The sequence below is a fragment of the Mycobacterium sp. genome, from assembly GCF_049647605.1.
Taxonomy (GTDB): domain Bacteria; phylum Actinomycetota; class Actinomycetes; order Mycobacteriales; family Mycobacteriaceae; genus Mycobacterium.
In genome coordinates this window covers 1-17,636 of record NZ_JBARXZ010000145.1, presented here as the reverse complement: position 1 = coordinate 17,636, position 17,636 = coordinate 1, and the positions used below count along the sequence as shown (strand labels likewise).

Here is a 17,636-nt window from a genome sequence, read left to right as displayed (position 1 = left end):
CGCCCGAACGTGAGTTTGGGCGTCACCTTGACCTGGGCCGTTGGCGCGCGGCTGTGACGGGGAGCACAATCATGCTCGATGCAAGTGCCTGAACCTGCTGTTGCCGTCGGCGAAGACCCGCGCAGTTATGCGCGGTTGATGTCGGCTGTCTACGACGCCACGATGGCGGGGACCCGGGCTCCGGCCCGGCCCCGCTCGGTCATCGGGGATTCCTGGCAACGTCTGAGGGCCAAGGGCATCAACCCCGACCGGCACGGCCCACCGGTGGTGGAGGCCGGTGCCATCGACGAGTTGCGGCGCTCCTCGGGGCTGATGGCTGTTCTCGACGAGGTGTCCCGGGGCTTGGAATCCCTTGTAGCCGAAGGTCACAACATCCTGGTCGTCGCTGATTCCCGTGGCCGGGTGTTGTGGCGGTCCGGTTCGCCACAGGTGCTGGCGAACGCCGACCGGCTCGGCTTCGTCGAGGGTGCCCACTGGGGTGAGGATGCGGTGGGCACCAACGCGATCGGCACCGCCCTGGCCTCCCATCGGGCCGTGCAGGTGTTCTGTGCCGAGCATTACCTGCGCAGCCACCATCCGTGGACCTGCGCGGGCGCCCCGATCCGGGACCCGCGGACCGGGCAGGTGATCGGGGTGGTCGATGTGTCCGGACCGGCTGCCACCGTGCATCCGACGACGGTCGCGCTGGTGGATGTGGTGGCCCGGCTCGCGGAGGCGCACCTGCGTGAGCAGCACGACCGCACGTTGAACCGGCTGCGGACGGTGGCGGCCCCGATCTTGGCGCGTATCGGAGCCCCCGCGCTGGCTGTCGACACCGACGGTTGGGTGGCAGCGGTGGACTCGCTTCCGCTGCACAACCGCATCCTGTTGCCGCTCGAGGTGGCTCCGGGCCGCGCCTGGGTGCCGCCGCTGGGGATGTGCGATATCGAGATGTTGCCCGGTGGCTGGCTGGTGCGGGTGGCCGACGACGACGTGGTGCCCACCGCGGTGCGGGTGACACTGGATTTGCGTTCGACGGGTACCCCGGTGCTCGAGATGGTCGGGCAGTTCGGCAGCTGGCGCCACGACATCTCGTTGCGGCACGCCGAGATCCTGCTGATCCTGGCAAGAAATCCCGACGGCCGCTCGGCCCCGGAGCTGGCCGCCGACCTGTATGGAGATCCGTCCCGGGTGGTCACGGTCCGAGCCGAGATGTCGCGGTTGCGAAAGCAATTCACCGGTATCGTGGTCGGCCGGCCGTACCGCTTCGCCGAGTCGGCCACCGTCGAGGTGCGCTATCCCGAGGACATGGCCGAACTGCTGGCACCGTCGACGGCCCCGGCCGTGCGCACCGCCCGCGTTGTACCTTGAGGCGTGGCTGATGAACCCCCGGACGGTTCCACCGGTGATGAACGTGGTGAGCTGGTTGCCTGGCTGCGTGAGCGGGGGATAGGTGACGAGCAGATCCGGGCGTCGTTCTCCCCGATGTTGTTGGCGTCCCGGCGGATTCTCGGCGACGACGGCACCTACGTCTCGGCCCGGGAGATCAGTGAGAGCACCGGGGTGGATCTCGAGCTGGTGCAGCGGGTCCAGAGTGCGGCCGGCCTGGCGCGGGTGGAGAACCCGGACGCCGCGGTGTATTTACGGGCCGACAGCCACCTTGTCTCGGTGATGAAGAAGTTTCTGGACCTCGGCCTGGACCCGGACAATCTGGTGCAGGTGTCGAGGACTCTGGCTGACGGGTTGGTCACCGCGGCCGAGGTGATGCGCTACACCGGATTGGCGGCGGTGCTGAAGCCCGGCGCCACCGAGTTGGAGATCGCCCAACGGCTCGAGGGTTTGGTCGAACAGGTCGAGCCGCTGCTGGGGGAGTTGGTGCACGACATGTTGTTGCTGCAGCTGCGGCATGCGATGGAGACCGAAGCCGTCAGTGCCAGTGAACGTGCGGCGGGTGCGCCGTTGCCCGGTGCCCGCGATATCGCGGTGGCGTTTGCCGATCTCGTGGGCTTCACCCGGCTGGGGGAGGCCGTCGAACCCGAGCAGCTCGAACGGCTGGCCAATCGACTCGCCGGGATGGCCCGCGATGTTGCGGTGCCACCGGTGCGCCTGGTCAAGACCATCGGCGACGCGGTGATGCTGGTCTGCCCGGATCCGGTACCGCTGCTCGAGGCGATGTTGGAGCTGGCCGAGGCGGCACAGGCCGACGAGAACTTTCCGCGGCTGCGGGTGGGATTGGCGTTCGGCGAAGCGGTGAGCCGGGCAGGTGACTGGTTCGGCAGCCCGGTGAACCTGGCCAGCCGCGTCACCGGGGCAGCCCGCCCGGGCGCGGTGCTGGTTGCCGAATCTGCGCGGGAGGCGATCGGTGAGGCTGCCGGTTTCCGGTGGTCGTTTGCCGGTGCCAAACACCTCAAAGGGGTCAGCGGCGAAACCAAGATGTTCCGGGCGCGACTGGCCGAGCCGGATCCGGCCGGCAACGTGGTGGAGTGCTGAGCGGCCCTCACTGAATTGAGACGAATGCGGAGGCGTCCCATTTCGCCGGCGGTGAACGCACGCCTACCAGCGATGCAACGGTGTAATGATGTAATCATGAAACGCAATCATGGATCGGACCGGCCGCAGCCGGATGCCACCGACGCCGCCGACTGGTTCGGCGGGCGCCTCCCCAGCGAATGGTTCGACGGCGACCCGACGGTCGCCGTGGACCGCGAAGAAATCACCGTCATCGGCCGGCTCCCGGCCGCCGAAGGAGAAAGCAGCGCACGGGCCTCGGGCCGGGCCGCCCGGTTCCGTGAACAGACCCGTTCCGAACGGATGCGGATCGCCGACGAAGCCCAGGATCGCTACCGCCGCAAGGTTTCCTGGGGCGTGGACGTCGAATCCGACGGCACGGTCGAGCGGATTCTGTTCACCCACATCGCGGTGCCGGTGATGACCCGGCTCAAACAGCCGGAACGCCAGGTCCTCGACACTCTGGTGGACGCCGGCGTGGCCCGCTCGCGCTCCGATGCGCTGGCCTGGTCGGTCAAGCTGGTGGGTGAACATGCCGATGAGTGGTTGGCGAAGTTGCGCAATGCCATGACCGAAGTCGAAGAACTGCGCAATGAGGGTCCCCAGCTCTGACCCCCAGCTAGTCGGATTCGGGGCGCAAGAATCCGAAATAGGTTCCCCGCGCGGCGACGAGCTCGGCGTGGGTGCCCTGTTCGACGATCGCGCCGTTGTCCATCACCACGATGAGATCGGCATCGCGGATGGTCGACAACCGGTGGGCGATGATGAAACTCGTTCGGTCTCGGCGCAGTTCGCCCATCGCCTGCTGCACCAGGAGCTCGGTGCGGGTATCGACCGAGCTGGTCGCCTCGTCGAGCACCAGGATCGCGGGTTGCGCCAAGAAGGCGCGGGCGATGGTGATCAACTGTTTCTCACCGGCGCTGATCTTGCCGCCGTCGTCATTGACCACGGTGTCGTAACCGTCGGGCAGTGTGTGCACAAACCGGTCGACGTAGGCGGCGCGTGCCGCTGCCCGGACTTCGTCCGGGTCGGCGTCGGGTCGTCCATAGGCGATGTTGTCGAAGATGGTGCCGCCGAACAGCCAGGTGTCCTGTAACACCATGCCGATCCGGGATCGCAACGACTCGCGGCTGACGGTTGCGGTGTCGACACCGTCGATCATGATGCGCCCGGAATCCACGTCGTAGAACCGCATCAGCAGGTTGACCAGGGTGGTTTTGCCGGCCCCGGTGGGGCCGACGATCGCCACCGTGTGCCCGGGCGCGGCAACCAGGGAAACGTCCTCGACGACGGGGGTGTCGGGCTGGTAGCCGAACGTCACGTGGTCGAACTCCACCCGGGGCGCGGTGCCGGTGGGTAGGACGGCAAGACCGTCGGGGGATTCCTGCGGTTCGTCCAGGAAATCGAAAACCCGCTCGGCGCTCGCGATTCCGGACTGCATGGTGTTGAACATCGAGGCCAGCTGCCCCAGCGGCTGGTTGAACTGCCGGACGTACTGGATGAAGGCCTGCATGCTGCCCAGCGTGATCTGCCCGGTCGCCACCTGCAGGCCACCGATCACCGCAACCGCGACATAACTGAGATTGCCGATGAACATGGTCACCGGGCCGACGAGGCCCGAGAAGAACTGGGCGCCGAAGCTGGCGTGGAACACGTCGTTGTTGTACTCGCGGAAACGTTCCTGCGCGCCGGCCCGGTGTCCGTAGGTCTTGACGACGGTGAACCCGCTGTAGGTCTCTTCGATGTGGGCGTTGAGCCGGCCGGTGTTCTTCCACTGCGCGACAAACAGTTTCTGGGACCGTTGGGTGATCGACCGGATGGCCCACAGCGTCAACGGCACCGTGATCACGGTCAGCAGGGTCAATAGCGGTGAGATGGTCAGCATCATCACCAGCACTGCCAGGATCGTCAGCGCCGAGGACAACAGCTGGTTGATGGTCATCGACACCGAGGTCGCGATGTTGTCGACGTCATTGGTGACCCGGCTCAGCAGTTCACCGCGCTGCCGGGTGTCGAAGTGCGACAACGGCAGCCGGTGCACCTTGGCCTCGACATCGGCCCGCAGCCCCACCATGGTCCGCTGCACGACGACGTTGAGCAGCCGGGCCTGGATCCAGATCAGCAGGGCGGCAATGAGGTACAGGGACAAGGCCAGCAGCAGGGTGCGGCCGACGGCGGCAAAATCGACACCGTGGCCCGGTGTCACGTTCATCCCGGACAGCAGATCGGCGAAGGTGTTGTCGCCGCGGTCCCGGGCGGCGGCGATGGCTTGTTCCTTGGTGATCCCGGCCGGCAGTCGTTGGCCGATCACCCCGTCGAACAGCAGATCGGTGGCATGGCCGAGGATGCGCGGACCGATCACCCCGATACCGATCCCGGCGATGGACAGCAGGATCACGGTCGCGGTCAGCCAACGCTGCGGAGTCAGCCGTTTCACCAGGCGCAGTGCCGAACCGGAGAAATCCCGGGATCGGTCGGCCGGTACCTGTTGCATCCGCAGCGCGCCGCGCATCGGTCCGCTCATGTCTGCCCTCCCACCCGTGGCAGCTGTGACTCCGCGAATTCCTGATAGATGCGGCAATCGGTCAGCAACGACTGGTGCGTGCCGATACCCACCACCTGTCCGTTGTCCAGGACGATGATCTGATCGGCGGTGGCGATGGTCGAGATCCGTTGCGCCACCACGATGACGGTCGCCTGGGCGGCAACGCGGTGCAGGCGGGTGCGCACCTCGGCGTCGGTGCTCACATCCAGGGCGGACAGGGCGTCGTCGAACAGGTACAGGCAGGGGCGACGGATGACGGCGCGGGCGATCGCCAGCCGCTGGCGCTGGCCCCCGGAGAAGTTGACACCGCCTTGGGCCACCCGCATCTCGAGGCCGTCCGGGTGCTTGCCGACGAACTCGTCGGCGCAGGCCACTCGTAGCGCGTCCCACATCTGGTCGTCGGTGGCGTCAGCCCGGCCGTAGCGCAGGTTGTCGGCCACCGTCCCGGAGAACAGGTACCCGCGCTGCGGGACAACGCCGATCGTCGACCACAGGTCCTCGGGGTTGCGGTCCCGCACATCGACGCCGTCCACCGATACCGCCCCGGAGCTCACGTCGTACATCCGTGAGATCAGCGCCAGCAGGGTCGACTTACCCGATCCGGTGCCGCCGACCACGGCGGTGGTGGTGCCGGGACAGGCAGCGAACGACACCGCCTGCAGTACCGGCTGATCGGCGCCCGGGTAGCCGAAGGTGACGTCGGTGAGTTGCACGACGCCGGTGGGGTCGGCCGGTCGCGGATCGGAAGGGCTGGTGATGGCCGGTTCGGTGGCCAGCACCTCGGTGATGCGTTCCGCGCATACCGAGGCCCGCGGCAGGATCGCCAGGAAAATGGTGGCCATCATGACTGCCATCAGGATCTGCATGAAGTAGGACAAGAACGCGATCAACGAGCCGATCTGCATCTGACCGGCATCGATGCGCATCCCGCCGAACCAGATCAGCGCAACACTGGACAAGTTGATGGTCAAGGTGGTGACGGGCAGCATCAGGGCCTGCCAGCGGCCGGCGTCCAGCGCGGTGTCCGACAATGCCTGGTTGGCGGCGGCAAATCGCTGTTGCTCGAACGGTTCCCGGGCGAAGGCGCGGATCACCCGGATCCCGGCGAGCTGGTCACGCATCACCCGGTTGATGCCGTCGATCAGCTGTTGCATCCTGCGGAAGATCGGTAGCAGGTGCGAGACGATCCAGTAGTTGGCCACCCCGAGCACCGGCACGCTGATCAGCAGCAGCCATGACAGCCCGGCGTCCTGGCGGATCGCCATGGCGATACCGCCGACACACATGATGGGTGCCGTCACCAGCACGGTGAACGTCATCTGGACCAGCACCTGGATCTGCTGGACGTCGTTGGTGGTCCGGGTCAGCAGTGACGCCGCACCGAAGCGTGCGGTCTCGTGCTCGGAGAACGACGTGACGTGATGGAACATCGCCGACCGCAGGTCACGGCCGAACCCCATCCCGGCGCGCGACCCGAAATACACTGCGCCCACGGCGCAGACCACCTGCAGTGCGGTCACCGCCAGCATCACCAGACCGAGTTCGACGATGGTGGCGGTATCGCCGGTGGTGATGCCGTCGTCGATGATGGCGGCGTTGACGGTCGGCAGATACAGCGATGCCAGGGTGCTCACGACCTGTAGCACCATCACCGCGGCGACCAGTCGCCGATACGGCTGCACGTACTGCCGTAACAGCGCCTGGAGCATCTCGTAACTGTCGCACTGCCATCGGTCCGCAGCAAAGAGGCAGGTCAACTGGCGTGTCGGTGGTTTGCCTCAGGTGTGGCCGCTACAGTGCATGACTGAGGTGCAGGCGAGCCGGGACAAGCTACAGAATGAGGTGCGCATACCAGTGAAGGGCAAGTTCAGGTCGCTCGCCTTCAAGACGGGGGTGACGGCGGCTGCGGTACTTCCGGTGCTGGCGGGTTGTTCCTCCGACGGCGGGGACACCTCCACCGAACCGCAGGCCGGTACGTCCCCTTCGCCACAGTCGGCGGAGGCGGCGCACGGCCCGATCTTTCCGCAATGCGGTGGCATCAGCGATGAGACGATCCAGCAGCTCACCCGGGTGAATGGTTTGGTGAACACCGCCACCAACTCGGTGGGGTGCCAGTGGCTGCTCGACGGCGGGATCGTCGGCCCGCATTTCTCGTTCACCTGGTTCCGCGGCAGCCCGATTGGTCGGGAGCGCAAGACCCAGGAACTGTCCCGCACCAGTGTCGATGACATCACCGTCGAGGGGCATGACGGTTTCGTGGCGATCGGCACCGATCCGATCCTCGGTAACAACCTCTGCGAGATCGGCATTCAGTTCGACGGCGACTTCATCGAATGGTCGGTCAGTTTCGCCAGGGAGAACTATCCCAATCCGTGCGATGTGGCAAAAGAATTGACCCGGCAATCGATCGTGAATGCGAAATGACCGTGAAACGTTTCCTCGTCGCGGCCTCCGTCGTTGCCGCCACCGTCACCCTGGTGTCGGGTTGCGCCCGCTCGGTCGACGGCACCGCGTTGCGTGCCGGCGCGGGTGATGTGCCGCGCAACAACGATTCCCAGGAGCAGTACCCCAATCTCCTCAAAGAGTGCGACGTGCTGACCTCTGACATCCTGGCCGAAACCGTCGGCGCTGACCCGCTGGACATCCAGAGCACCTTCATCGGAGCGGTGTGCCGGTGGCAGGCGGCCAATCCGGCGGGGCTGATCGACATCACCCGGTTCTGGTTCGAGCAGGGCAGCCTGGACAATGAACGCCGGGTCGCCGAGGCGCTGAACTACCAGATCGAGGATCGCCGGATCGCCGGTATCCAGTCGATCGTGATGCGCACCGGTGACGCCAACGGTTCGTGTGGCGTGGCCAGCGATGCCGCCGGCGTGGTGGGGTGGTGGATCAACCCGCAGGCTCCCGGTATCGATGCCTGTGCTCAGGCGATCAAGCTTGCCGAGCTGACGCTGGCCACGAACTCGTAAGGCCACCTATCGCAACCGCCGCGACAGCTGGTGAGCCTGCTCCAACAGCAACGCTCCCAGTTCGCGGCGGCGCTCGGGCTTGAACCGGGTCTCGACCCCGGTCAGGCTCAGCGCCCAGGCCGGCTGGCCGTTGCGATCGAACACCGCCGCACCGACGCCCCAGCTGCCTTCGACCAGCAATGCGGGGTTGACGGCGTACCCGGTGCGCCGGGTCGCCGCGATGCTGCGGCGGATCGCGGTTTCGGAGTGTGCTGCGCCCCACTGGTCTTCGGGGTTGGCGCGGGCGAAGTAGGCGTCGATGTCACGGTCGGGCAGGTGGCTCAGGATCACCAGGCCGGCGGAGGCGACACCGAGCGGGAAGCGGATCCCCACGTGCAGCACGTGCGAGCGCAGCGGGAAGCTGCCTTCTTGGGCGTACACGCAGACTGTCTCGTCACCGCGCCGTGCCGTCAGGAACGTACTCTCCCCGGATTCGCGGGCCAGAGTGTCGACGATGTCGCGGGCCTGGCTGACGATGTCGTAGCGGTTGGCCGCGCTGGCGCCCAGGAGATAGAGCTCCGGACCCAGTGACCACCGGCCGGTCTTGTGGTCGCGGTCCACCAGACCTTCATCGGCCATGGTGGTCAGCAGGCGGTGCGCGGTCGGGCGCGCGAGACCGGCAGCCTTGGCGACGTCCGTGGTGGAGGCGCCGGACGGTTCGTGCGCTCCGACTGCCCGCAGTAGCGCGCCGACCCGGGCAACCACTCCGGTGAGGCTTCCCGCGGCATCCACCCCCTCAGACTAGGTGTTCGCTGGATGAACACAACAGCGTTCACTGATCACCGAGCGATCAGCTTCCGGCGGATTGACCGCCAAGGGTTTTGTACCGGCTCGGTCTGTTCCAGAATCCAGGGCAGAGCCACGACATGGCAGATCCATGTTGATCAAGGAACGGAGACTGGCATCCATGACTTCCAAGGTCTATGACTCGGCGGCGGCGGCCGTTGCCGATATCGGCAACGGCGCCCATGTTGCCGTCGGCGGGTTCGGTTTGTGCGGCATTCCCGATGTGCTGATCCAGGCGGTTGCCGACAGCGGCGCCACCGATCTCGAGGTGTTCTCGAACAACTGCGGGGTCGACGACCACGGGCTCGGAATCCTGCTGTCGCAGGGCCGGATCCGCCGGGTCACCGCCTCCTATGTCGGTGAGAACAAGGAATTCGCCCGCCAGTATCTGTCCGGTGAACTCGAGGTCGAACTGACCCCCCAGGGCACCCTCGCCGAACGGATGCGGGCCGGCGGCGCCGGTATCCCCGCGTTCTACACCCCGGCCGGAGTGGCGACCCCGGTGGCCGAAGGCGGCATTCCGTGGAAGTACGCGCCGGACGGTTCGGTGGCCGTCGCGTCGCCGCCGAAGGAAACCCGGGAATTCGGTGGTCGCACCTACGTGCTGGAGGAGGCCATCAACGCCGAGTTTGCGCTTGTGCACGCCCGTATCGGTGATACCGCAGGCAATCTGGTGTTCGAGAAGTCGGCGATGAACTTCAACCCGCTGGCGGCGATGGCGGGCAAGATCACCATCGCTCAGGTGGAGACCCTCGTCGAGGCCGGCGAGATCGACCCGGGCGCAGTGCATCTACCCGGAGTTTTTGTGCAGCGCATCGTGCACACCGGACCACAGGACAAACGCATCGAGAAGCGCACCGTTCGCGCCTCCGAGACAGCCACGGAAGGAGCCCGGGCATGACCGCCACAGTGACGGGTTGGACCCGCAACGAGATGGCGGCCCGAGCCGCCAAGGAGATGGTCGACGGCGAGTACGTCAACCTCGGGATCGGTCTGCCCACGCTGATCCCGGATCATCTCAGCCCGGATGTGCACGTCACCCTGCACTCCGAGAACGGCATCCTCGGCACCGGCGGTTACCCGACCGACGATGCGGTGGACGCCGACCTGATCAACGCCGGCAAGGAAACCGTGACGGTCAATCCCGGTGCGGCGTTCTTCGACTCGGCCACCTCTTTCGGCATGATCCGGGGCGGCCACATCAACACCGCGGTGCTCGGCGCGATGCAGGTCTCGCGGTGGGGCGATCTGGCGAACTGGATGATCCCCGGCAAGATGGTGAAGGGCATGGGCGGTGCCATGGACCTGGTGCACGGCGCCGACCGCGTGATCGTGCTGATGGAGCATTCCGATCGATCCGGTCAGTCGAAGATCGTCGACACCTGCTCGCTGCCGCTGACCGGTGCCCGCGTCGTCGACCGCATCATCACCAACCTGGCGGTCATCGATGTGGTCGGCGACGGCACCCTGGCGCTGCAGGAACTCGCGCCCGGGGTCTCCTACGCCGATGTCGCGGCGGCCACCGATGTGCCGCTGACCTGGGTGCTGTCGTGACCTCGGTGATCGTCGGTGGTGCGCGCACCCCGATCGGCCGGTTGATGGGGTCACTGTCCGGATTTTCCGGGGCACAGCTCGGCGGGGTGGCCATCGAAGGTGCCCTGGCCAAAGCCGGTGTCAGCGGTGAGCAGGTGCAGTACGTGATCATGGGTCAGGTCCTGACCGCCGGAGCGGGCCAGATACCGGCCCGGCAGGCGGCGGTGGCCGGCGGCATTCCCATGACGGTGCCCGCGCTGACCGTCAACAAGGTGTGCCTGTCCGGTATCGACTCGATCGCATTGGCCGATCAGATGATTCGCGCCGGCGTCTTCGATGTGGTGGTCGCGGGCGGGCAGGAGTCGATGACCCAGGCGCCGCATCTGCTGCCGAAATCCCGTGGCGGGTACAAGTACGGCGACGTCACGATCACCGATCACCTCGCGTATGACGGCCTGCGGGACGTTTTCACCGACGAGGCGATGGGGGCACTCACCGAGGGTGCCAACGACCTGGCCCGTGCCGAGCAGGACGAGTTCGCGGCGCGGTCCCACCAGCGCGCCGCAGCCGCCTGGAAGGACGGGTTGTTCGACAACGAAGTGGTGCCGGTGTCGATCCCGCAGCGCCGGGGCGAGCCGGTGCACTTCGGGGCCGACGAAGGCATCCGCGCGGATACCACCGCCGAATCCCTCGGCCGGCTACGGCCGGCGTTTCGCCCCGACGGCACGATCACCGCGGGCAACGCCTCGACCATCAACGACGGCGCCGCTGCCGTGGTGGTGATGAGCAAGCGCAAGGCCGAGGAGCTGGGGCTGGACTGGATCGCCGAGATCGGTGCGTTCGGCACGGTTGCCGGGCCGGACTCGACGTTGCAACTGCAGCCCGCCAATGCCATCGCCGCCGCCTGTGCGCAGGAGGGTATCGACCCGAAAGCGTTGCAACTCATCGAGATCAACGAAGCCTTTGCTGCCGTTGGTATCTCCTCGACGAAGGCCCTCGGTGTGGATCCGGAGATCGTCAACGTCAACGGCGGCGCCATTGCCATCGGCCACCCCCTCGGTATGTCCGGCACTCGGGTGGCCCTGCATCTGGCGCTGGAACTCAAACGCCGTGGCGGTGGCAGCGGTGCGGCCGCGTTGTGTGGCGGTGGCGGGCAGGGTTCGGCGCTGCTGCTTCACGTGCGTTCGTAGTGCATGAGTGCCCGCCCCGGTCGCCGCTGAAACGTAGTTGCTGAAATACTGCTGCCGAACTCTGTTCGCCCAGCGTGAAACACGCTGATAGAGAGAATGTTTCGGAGTACAAAATCGGCATCGTGCTTCGGCGGCCGGGGTGGGCCACGTCGGCGCGCCTAGTGTGGAGGGAAGCCCCCAACACTGAGGAGTGCAGCGATGACGCGTTTTCTGCTACCTGAGATCGCCGATCTACGACAGCTCGGCGGGCCCCACGAACTGGCGATCACGGTGTACGTCGAGACCGTGCCGGGTCCGGACCAACGTGAGAACGCGGTGCTCACGGCCAAGAGTGCAATCGACCGGGCGATGCGCACCGTGCGGGAGCGCGGCGTCTCCCATGCCGCCGAACAGAGCCTGCGGGCACGGTGGGCCGAGATCGCGGAATCTGATGTGTGGGTGCAGCTCTCGAGTTCGCTGGCGATCTTCATCGCCGAGGATCTCCACAAGGTGTACGTCCTGCCCAACGCGTTGGCCAACCACGACCAGGTGGGGGCCTACTTCGACCTCGGGCCGCTGGTGCGTGCGGTGACAACGCCCCAGGAGGCGTTTGCCCTGACCCTGTCGGCCGGTGGCTGGAACCTGTGGCGGGCCACAGCCGACGCACGTGCCGAAGAGCTGACGCTGGTCGGCGACTACCCGGCCGATGTAGCCGACGCGACCAATCGGGCGACCGTGCGCGACCGTGATCACGTTCGCCGACTTGTCGGTGACGAGGGCAAGAAGTTGCTTCTCGAGACCTACGCCAAACGGGTCGCCCAGGCCGTCGATTCCGAGCTGGGTCACCTGGACCCCACCAGCAGCAGGCCGCTGTTCCTGTTCGCCACCGAACCGATGCTCAGCCTGTTCCGCAGTCTGGACCACAGATTCGACGTCATCGCCGTGCCCGGTGCGCCGGATGAGTTGCGCCCCGACGAGATCGACCACGCCATTCGGGGTTTGTTGTCCGGCGTCAACGCCGCCCGCAACAATGCTCTGGTCGAGAAGATCGGTGATGGCGTCGCCAGTGGCCTGGTTGCCACCGATGTGGTCGATATCGGCCGGGCTGCGATCTCCGGGGCGGTTTCCACCCTGGTGTACAACTTCACCGGCAGCACCAAGGGCCTGCTCGACGACAACACCGGTCAGGTCACCTTTGACGAGGACGGCTACGACCTGCTGTCTCGCCTGGCAATCGCGGTACTCGACAAGGGCGGTGACGTCATAGCGGTTCGCTCGGACGAAATCAGCGCCGAAATCTGGAACGGCACTGCGGTGGCGGGGCTGCGGTTCGCCCTGACCTGATCCAGCCGCAGGGGTGATCGCCTGCGGCGCCGCCGGATTGGTCGGCTAGCGCGGTACGTGGAATGTCTCCAGCGTGCCGGAGCCGAGTTCGACATCTTCCCAGCCGGCATCAAAACGCAGCACCGCCATCGCTGACGTCGGGTACTTCAGCGAAATCTGTTCGGCGGCCGTCCGGTTGGACGCCGGTGCCCCCGCGAGTCCCAGCGCCACCGAGGACATCGTCGGTTCGTGGCCGATCAGCAGCAACGTCCGCACGTCACCGAACTCCTCGGCGGCCTTGTTCACCTCGTCGATCACCACGCCCGGCAGCGCGCCGTAGAGCCGTTCGACAAAGCGCACCGGTGCATCGACACCGGCGCGCTCCAGCGTCTGCCGGGTGCGGGTGGCAGTGGAGCACAGCACCGCTTGCACCGGTGGTGTGACGATGCCGCTGCGCAGCCAGTCGCCGGCCAGGCCGGCTTCCCGTTCTCCGCGCGGTGCCAGGGGCCGGTCGTGATCGCCCACCCCGTCGGGGTAGGCGGACTTGGCGTGACGTAACAGGATCAACGTCCGGCGGTCGTCGCTCATGGGTTCCACCCTATGTGCCACCCCGGTGCCACCGTAGAATCCGGCGCGTGACTCCGGCAGCGCGACCCGAGAGCAGCGCCGCATGGTGGCGCGGCGGGCTGGTCGGCAGCTGCTCGGCAGCCTTGGCCGCCGGGGCGCACGGGATCGCCGGGGGGATGGTGCCCGGTGGTGCCGGCCTGGCGCTGATGGTCCTGGGTTGTGCCGTCGTCGGCGTTGTTGCCGGTGGCCGGCTGGGGCAGGGACTGGGCGCCATCGCGGCGTTCCTGATCGCCGGTCAGGCCCTCGGCCACGTCATATTGTCCTTCCTGTCGGCCCACGGCCATGCGTTGTCCCCGTCGCCGGGCATGCTGACGGCCCACCTCGTGGCGGCGGTGCTGTGCGCGGCGCTGATCAGTGCCGCCGAGCGGCTGTGGTCGGCGCTGGCCGGTTACGTGTGGCGGCTGGTTCGGGCGCTGACCGCGGCGGCCCCGGCTGATCAGGTATGCCGCCGCGTCGCCGTCGAACACACCGGCCGTCCCCGTACCCAACTCGGCTGTACGGCGGGTACCCGCGGGCCGCCGCTCTCCTTCGCGTAGCGCTTCTCTGCCTTCACACCCAGCGTCCGCAGCGCGGACTGGGTGTCCTCTTGCCTACCCGAAGGACTCTCATCGTGGCTTCAACCGAACACACTGTCGACCCACCTACTGCCACCAACACCGCCCGGCCGTTGCTGATGCGGCTGCACTTCTACGCCGGAGTGCTGGTGGCGCCGTTCATCCTGGTCGCTGCGATCACCGGCGCCCTGTACGCGCTGGCGCCCAGCATCGAACAATTTGTCTACCGCGACATCCTGACCGTCGACCCGGCCGGCGACCCACTGCCGCTGTCGGATCAGGCTGCTGCCGCCCGATCGGCATTTCCGCAGCTGGACATGTCCGGGATGCGGCCCGCGCCCACCCCGACGGAATCCACCCGGGTGTACTTCACCGATCCGACACTGGGCGACAACATGTTGCGGGCCGTGTTCGTCGACCCGCACACCGCGCGGGTGCTCGGTGACGAGGCCACCTGGTTCGGGTACCTGCCGCTGAGCACCTGGCTCGACGGTCTGCACCGTCATCTCAACCTCGGTGAACCCGGGCGCGTCTACAGCGAACTCGCCGCGTCGTGGCTGTGGGTGATCGGGTTGGCCGGGCTGTACCTGTGGGTGATCCGGCCGGCCGTCAACCGGCGCCGCGACGGAAAGCGGCGCAGCGGGCGGGCCACGACACTCAACCGTCACGGTGCGCTCGGGGTGTGGGTGCTGGCCGCGATGTTGTTTCTGTCGGCGACCGGGATCACCTGGTCGACGTATGCCGGTGCGCATGTCAGCGATCTGCGATCGGCGATGAGCTGGCAACGGCCCGCGCTGAACACCGCTTCCGGTGGTGAGCATGCCGGTCACGGCGGCCACACGATGTCCGTGCTGGATCCGGCGACCGTCGATTTCGGTGCGGTGGTGCGCGCCGCCGACGCTGCGGGCGTTCACGCTCCGGTCGAGGTGACGCTGCCCGCCGAACCCGGTCACGGTGTTGCGGTCGGTGAGCTCGAAAAGCCGTGGCGGTTGACCACCAACGTCGCCGCCGTCGACCCCGCCACCGATCGGGTGACCAGCACCATCGACTACTGGCGGGACTACTCGACGGTGGCGATGCTCGCCGACTGGGGCATCCGGATGCACATGGGTCTGCTCTTCGGACTGCTCAACCAACTGTTGTTGTTGGTGGTCGCGATCAGCATCGTGACGCTGATCGTGCTGGGCTACCGGATGTGGTGGCAGCGTCGCCCGACCCGCGGGTCGGCGTGGGCGGTCGGACGGCCTCCGTTGCGAGGAGGGCTGCGGCGGCTGTCTCCGGCGGTGGCGGTGTCGCTGATCGCCGCTGCGGTGGCCACCGCCTGGTTCCTGCCGGTCCTGGGGGTGTCACTCCTCGGGTTCGTGCTGGTCGACGTGGTGGTGGGAACAGTGAAAGCGAGACGCGCGCAGCGCCTGAGCTGATCTGTCGGCGGTCGGTCCTACACTCGCGGTGCCTGATGAAACAGACCACGAGGACAGAAGGGACGGCCGCCGACGTGCGCTTCGTACACACCGCTGATTGGCAACTCGGCATGACCCGTCACTTCCTGGAAGGTGAGGCCCAGCCCCGCTATTCCGCAGCGCGTCGCGACGCGGTTGCGGGGCTGGGTGCCCTGGTCGCCGAAACCGGCGCGGAGTTTGTTGTTGTCGCCGGTGATGTGTTCGAAGACAATCATCTCGATCCCCGGGTCATCAGTCAGTCGCTGGAGGCCATGCGTGGTATCGGGCTGCCGGTGTATCTGCTGCCGGGCAATCACGATCCGCTGGACGCCTCGTCGGTCTACACCAGTGCGCTGTTCACCCAGGAATGCCCGGCCAATGTCACGGTGCTGGCTCGCGCCGGTGTTCACGAAGTCCGTCCCGGCGTCGAGATCGTCGCTGCCCCATGGCGTTCCAAGAAGCCCACCACCGATCTGGTGGCCGAGGTGCTGGAGGGGCTGGCGCCCAGCGGCGCCACCCGGATCCTCGTCGCCCACGGCGGTGTCGACATCCTGGATCCGGACCCGAACCGGCACGGCGCCATCCGGCTGGCGGCTCTGGAGCAGGCGTTGGACTCCGGGGCGGTGCACTATGTTGCTTTGGGGGACAAGCATTCCCGTATGCAGGTCGGCGGGACGGGCCGGGTTTGGTATTCCGGTTCGCCGGAAGTCACCAACTACGACGACATCGAACCGCACCCCGGGCACGTGTTGGTGGTCGACATCGACGACCACGTGACGGTGACTGCGCGCCGGGTCGGCACCTGGCGGTTCCTGACCCTGCGCCGCCCGGTGGACGACGGCCGCGATATCGCCGATCTGGATCTCAATCTGGATCTGCTTCCCGACAAGGACCGTACGGTGGTGCGGCTGGCGTTGACCGGCACTCTCACAGTCACCGAGCGCGCGGCGCTGGACGCCTGCCTGGACAAGTATGCGCGGTTGTTTGCATGGGTCGGGTTGTGGGACAGGCAAACTGACGTCGCGGTGGTTCCCGCTGACAACGAGTTCACCGATCTCGGGTTCGGTGGGTTCGCCGCTTCGGCGGTTGACGAGCTGGTGGCCACGGCCCGCAGCGGCGACTCCGAATCCGCGCAGGACGCCCAGGCTGCTCTGGCGCTGCTGCTGCGGTTGGCGGCCCCGATGGGGGGCGCGGCGTGAGGTTGCATCGGCTGGCCCTGACCAATTACCGCGGTATCACCCATCGGGAGATCGACTTCCCCGATCACGGCGTCACCGTCGTTCACGGGGTCAACGAGGCCGGCAAGTCATCGATGATCGAGGCGCTGGATCTGCTGCTGGAGTCCAAGGACCGGTCCACCAAGAAAGACGTCAAGCAGGTCAAGCCGACGCATGCCGATGTCGGGTCCGAGGTGACGGCCGAGATCAGCACCGGACCGTATCGGTTTGTGTACCGCAAGCGGTTCCACAAGAAGTGCGAGACCGAGCTGACGGTGCTGGCGCCGCGGCGGGAGCAGCTCACCGGGGATGAAGCCCATGAGCGAGTTCGGGCGATCCTGGACGAGACCGTCGACACCGGGCTGTGGCAGGCGCAGCGGGTGCTGCAGTCGGCGCCGACGGCAGCGATCAATGTCTCCGGAAGTGACGCACTGTCGCGGGCCCTCGACATCGCCGCCGGTGATGCCGCCGGAGCCGGGCTGTCCGGGGTCGAGCCGGTGCTCATCGAGAAGATCGAGGCAGAGTACAGCCGTTACTTCACGGCGACCGGCAGGCCTACCGGGGAGTGGGCGGCGGCCACCAAGGCGTTGGCGACGGCCGAGGAGACGGTGGCCCGCTGCGCCGAAGCGCTTGCCGAAGTCGAAGAGAAGACCCGGCTACACGCCCAGCTCACCGCCGACCTCGCCGAAGTGGCAACACTAGTGGATCCGGCAGCGCAGCGATGTGCCGCAGCGGAAGCCGCGTACGCCCGGATGGTGGAGCTGCGTACCCAGCTGCGAACCGCCGGGGTGCAGCTCGACGCTGCCAAAGCCACCGAATCGGCAGCCGCCGCGGCACAGCGTGAACGGTTGCGCTTGCGTGCCGACCTGGACGCCAGGTCGGCCGCGGTGACCGCTGCCGCCGAGGCCGCCGCTGCGGCTGTCGCCGCCGAAGCGGACGGTACCGCGA

At 67.1% G+C, this 17,636-nt stretch carries 17 protein-coding genes; 13 read left to right on the top strand and 4 right to left on the bottom strand.

The window, feature by feature from the left end; genetic code table 11:
- The first annotated feature begins 78 nt into the window (after positions 1 to 78).
- The 3 genes from WBB07_RS18680 (at position 79) to abmR (ending at position 3,099) form a co-directional block, all read left to right on the top strand.
- A complete protein-coding gene (locus WBB07_RS18680; RefSeq protein ID WP_526309880.1) occupies positions 79 to 1,350 on the top strand; it encodes a GAF domain-containing protein in 1,272 nt (423 codons plus the stop codon).
- A gap of 3 nt (positions 1,351 to 1,353) precedes the next feature.
- Entirely contained in the window at positions 1,354 to 2,469 is a 1,116-nt protein-coding gene (locus tag WBB07_RS18675; protein ID WP_526309879.1) for an adenylate/guanylate cyclase domain-containing protein, read from the top strand.
- A 96-nt stretch (positions 2,470 to 2,565) separates the two neighbouring features.
- On the top strand, positions 2,566 to 3,099 hold the full coding sequence (abmR, locus tag WBB07_RS18670; protein ID WP_526309878.1) for an ATP-binding transcription factor AbmR: 534 nt from the start codon (positions 2,566 to 2,568) through the stop codon (positions 3,097 to 3,099).
- A gap of 7 nt (positions 3,100 to 3,106) precedes the next feature.
- Here abmR and WBB07_RS18665 read toward each other — a convergent pair whose 3' ends face one another.
- Both WBB07_RS18665 and WBB07_RS18660 read right to left on the bottom strand, forming a co-directional pair.
- On the bottom strand, positions 3,107 to 5,011 hold the full coding sequence (locus WBB07_RS18665) for an ABC transporter ATP-binding protein (protein WP_526309877.1): 1,905 nt from the start codon (positions 5,009 to 5,011) through the stop codon (positions 3,107 to 3,109).
- Positions 5,008 to 6,741, bottom strand: coding sequence for an ABC transporter ATP-binding protein (locus WBB07_RS18660; protein ID WP_526309876.1), 1,734 nt, complete (start codon positions 6,739 to 6,741; stop codon positions 5,008 to 5,010). Before WBB07_RS18660 ends, WBB07_RS18665 begins: the two co-directional genes overlap by 4 nt.
- 145 nt (positions 6,742 to 6,886) lie before the next feature.
- Between WBB07_RS18660 and WBB07_RS18655 the strand changes: the two genes are divergently transcribed.
- Entirely contained in the window at positions 6,887 to 7,456 is a 570-nt protein-coding gene (locus WBB07_RS18655; protein ID WP_526309875.1) for a DUF3558 family protein, read from the top strand.
- A 2-nt stretch (positions 7,457 to 7,458) separates the two neighbouring features.
- Entirely contained in the window at positions 7,459 to 8,001 is a 543-nt protein-coding gene (locus WBB07_RS18650; protein ID WP_526309882.1) for a DUF3558 family protein, read from the top strand.
- A gap of 6 nt (positions 8,002 to 8,007) precedes the next feature.
- On the opposite strand, the gene WBB07_RS18645 is transcribed toward WBB07_RS18650, so the two are convergent.
- Positions 8,008 to 8,772 carry an IclR family transcriptional regulator gene (locus WBB07_RS18645; RefSeq protein WP_526309874.1) on the bottom strand — a complete coding sequence of 255 codons (765 nt, stop codon included), beginning with the start codon at positions 8,770 to 8,772 and terminating at the stop codon, positions 8,008 to 8,010.
- A gap of 175 nt (positions 8,773 to 8,947) precedes the next feature.
- Here WBB07_RS18645 and WBB07_RS18640 point away from each other — a divergent pair, with 175 nt between their 5' ends.
- The 4 genes from WBB07_RS18640 (at position 8,948) to WBB07_RS18625 (ending at position 12,872) form a co-directional block, all read left to right on the top strand.
- Entirely contained in the window at positions 8,948 to 9,727 is a 780-nt protein-coding gene (locus WBB07_RS18640) for a CoA transferase subunit A (protein WP_526309873.1), read from the top strand.
- On the top strand, positions 9,724 to 10,380 hold the full coding sequence (locus WBB07_RS18635) for a 3-oxoacid CoA-transferase subunit B (RefSeq protein WP_526309872.1): 657 nt from the start codon (positions 9,724 to 9,726) through the stop codon (positions 10,378 to 10,380). The genes WBB07_RS18640 and WBB07_RS18635 overlap by 4 nt, the downstream gene beginning before the upstream one ends.
- Entirely contained in the window at positions 10,377 to 11,549 is a 1,173-nt protein-coding gene (locus WBB07_RS18630) for a thiolase family protein (protein WP_526309871.1), read from the top strand. Before WBB07_RS18635 ends, WBB07_RS18630 begins: the two co-directional genes overlap by 4 nt.
- Positions 11,550 to 11,747: 198 nt before the next feature.
- Entirely contained in the window at positions 11,748 to 12,872 is a 1,125-nt protein-coding gene (locus WBB07_RS18625) for a baeRF11 domain-containing protein (protein ID WP_526309870.1), read from the top strand.
- A 45-nt stretch (positions 12,873 to 12,917) separates the two neighbouring features.
- On the opposite strand, the gene WBB07_RS18620 is transcribed toward WBB07_RS18625, so the two are convergent.
- Positions 12,918 to 13,439: a SixA phosphatase family protein gene (locus WBB07_RS18620; protein WP_526309869.1), complete on the bottom strand. Its 522-nt coding sequence runs from the start codon at positions 13,437 to 13,439 to the stop codon at positions 12,918 to 12,920.
- A gap of 47 nt (positions 13,440 to 13,486) precedes the next feature.
- On the opposite strand from WBB07_RS18620, the gene WBB07_RS18615 reads away from it, so the two are divergent.
- The 4 genes from WBB07_RS18615 to WBB07_RS18600 form a co-directional block, all read left to right on the top strand.
- Positions 13,487 to 14,014 (top strand): hypothetical protein, encoded by a 528-nt coding sequence (locus WBB07_RS18615; protein WP_526309868.1) that lies wholly within the window; start codon positions 13,487 to 13,489, stop codon positions 14,012 to 14,014.
- 74 nt (positions 14,015 to 14,088) lie between these two features.
- Positions 14,089 to 15,453, top strand: coding sequence for a PepSY domain-containing protein (locus tag WBB07_RS18610; RefSeq protein WP_526309867.1), 1,365 nt, complete (start codon positions 14,089 to 14,091; stop codon positions 15,451 to 15,453).
- Positions 15,454 to 15,527: 74 nt separating this feature from the next.
- A complete protein-coding gene (locus WBB07_RS18605) occupies positions 15,528 to 16,670 on the top strand; it encodes a metallophosphoesterase family protein (RefSeq protein ID WP_526309881.1) in 1,143 nt (380 codons plus the stop codon).
- The coding region (locus WBB07_RS18600) for an AAA family ATPase (protein WP_526309866.1) at positions 16,667 to 17,636 on the top strand (970 nt) is incomplete at its 3' end. The genes WBB07_RS18605 and WBB07_RS18600, both read left to right, overlap by 4 nt.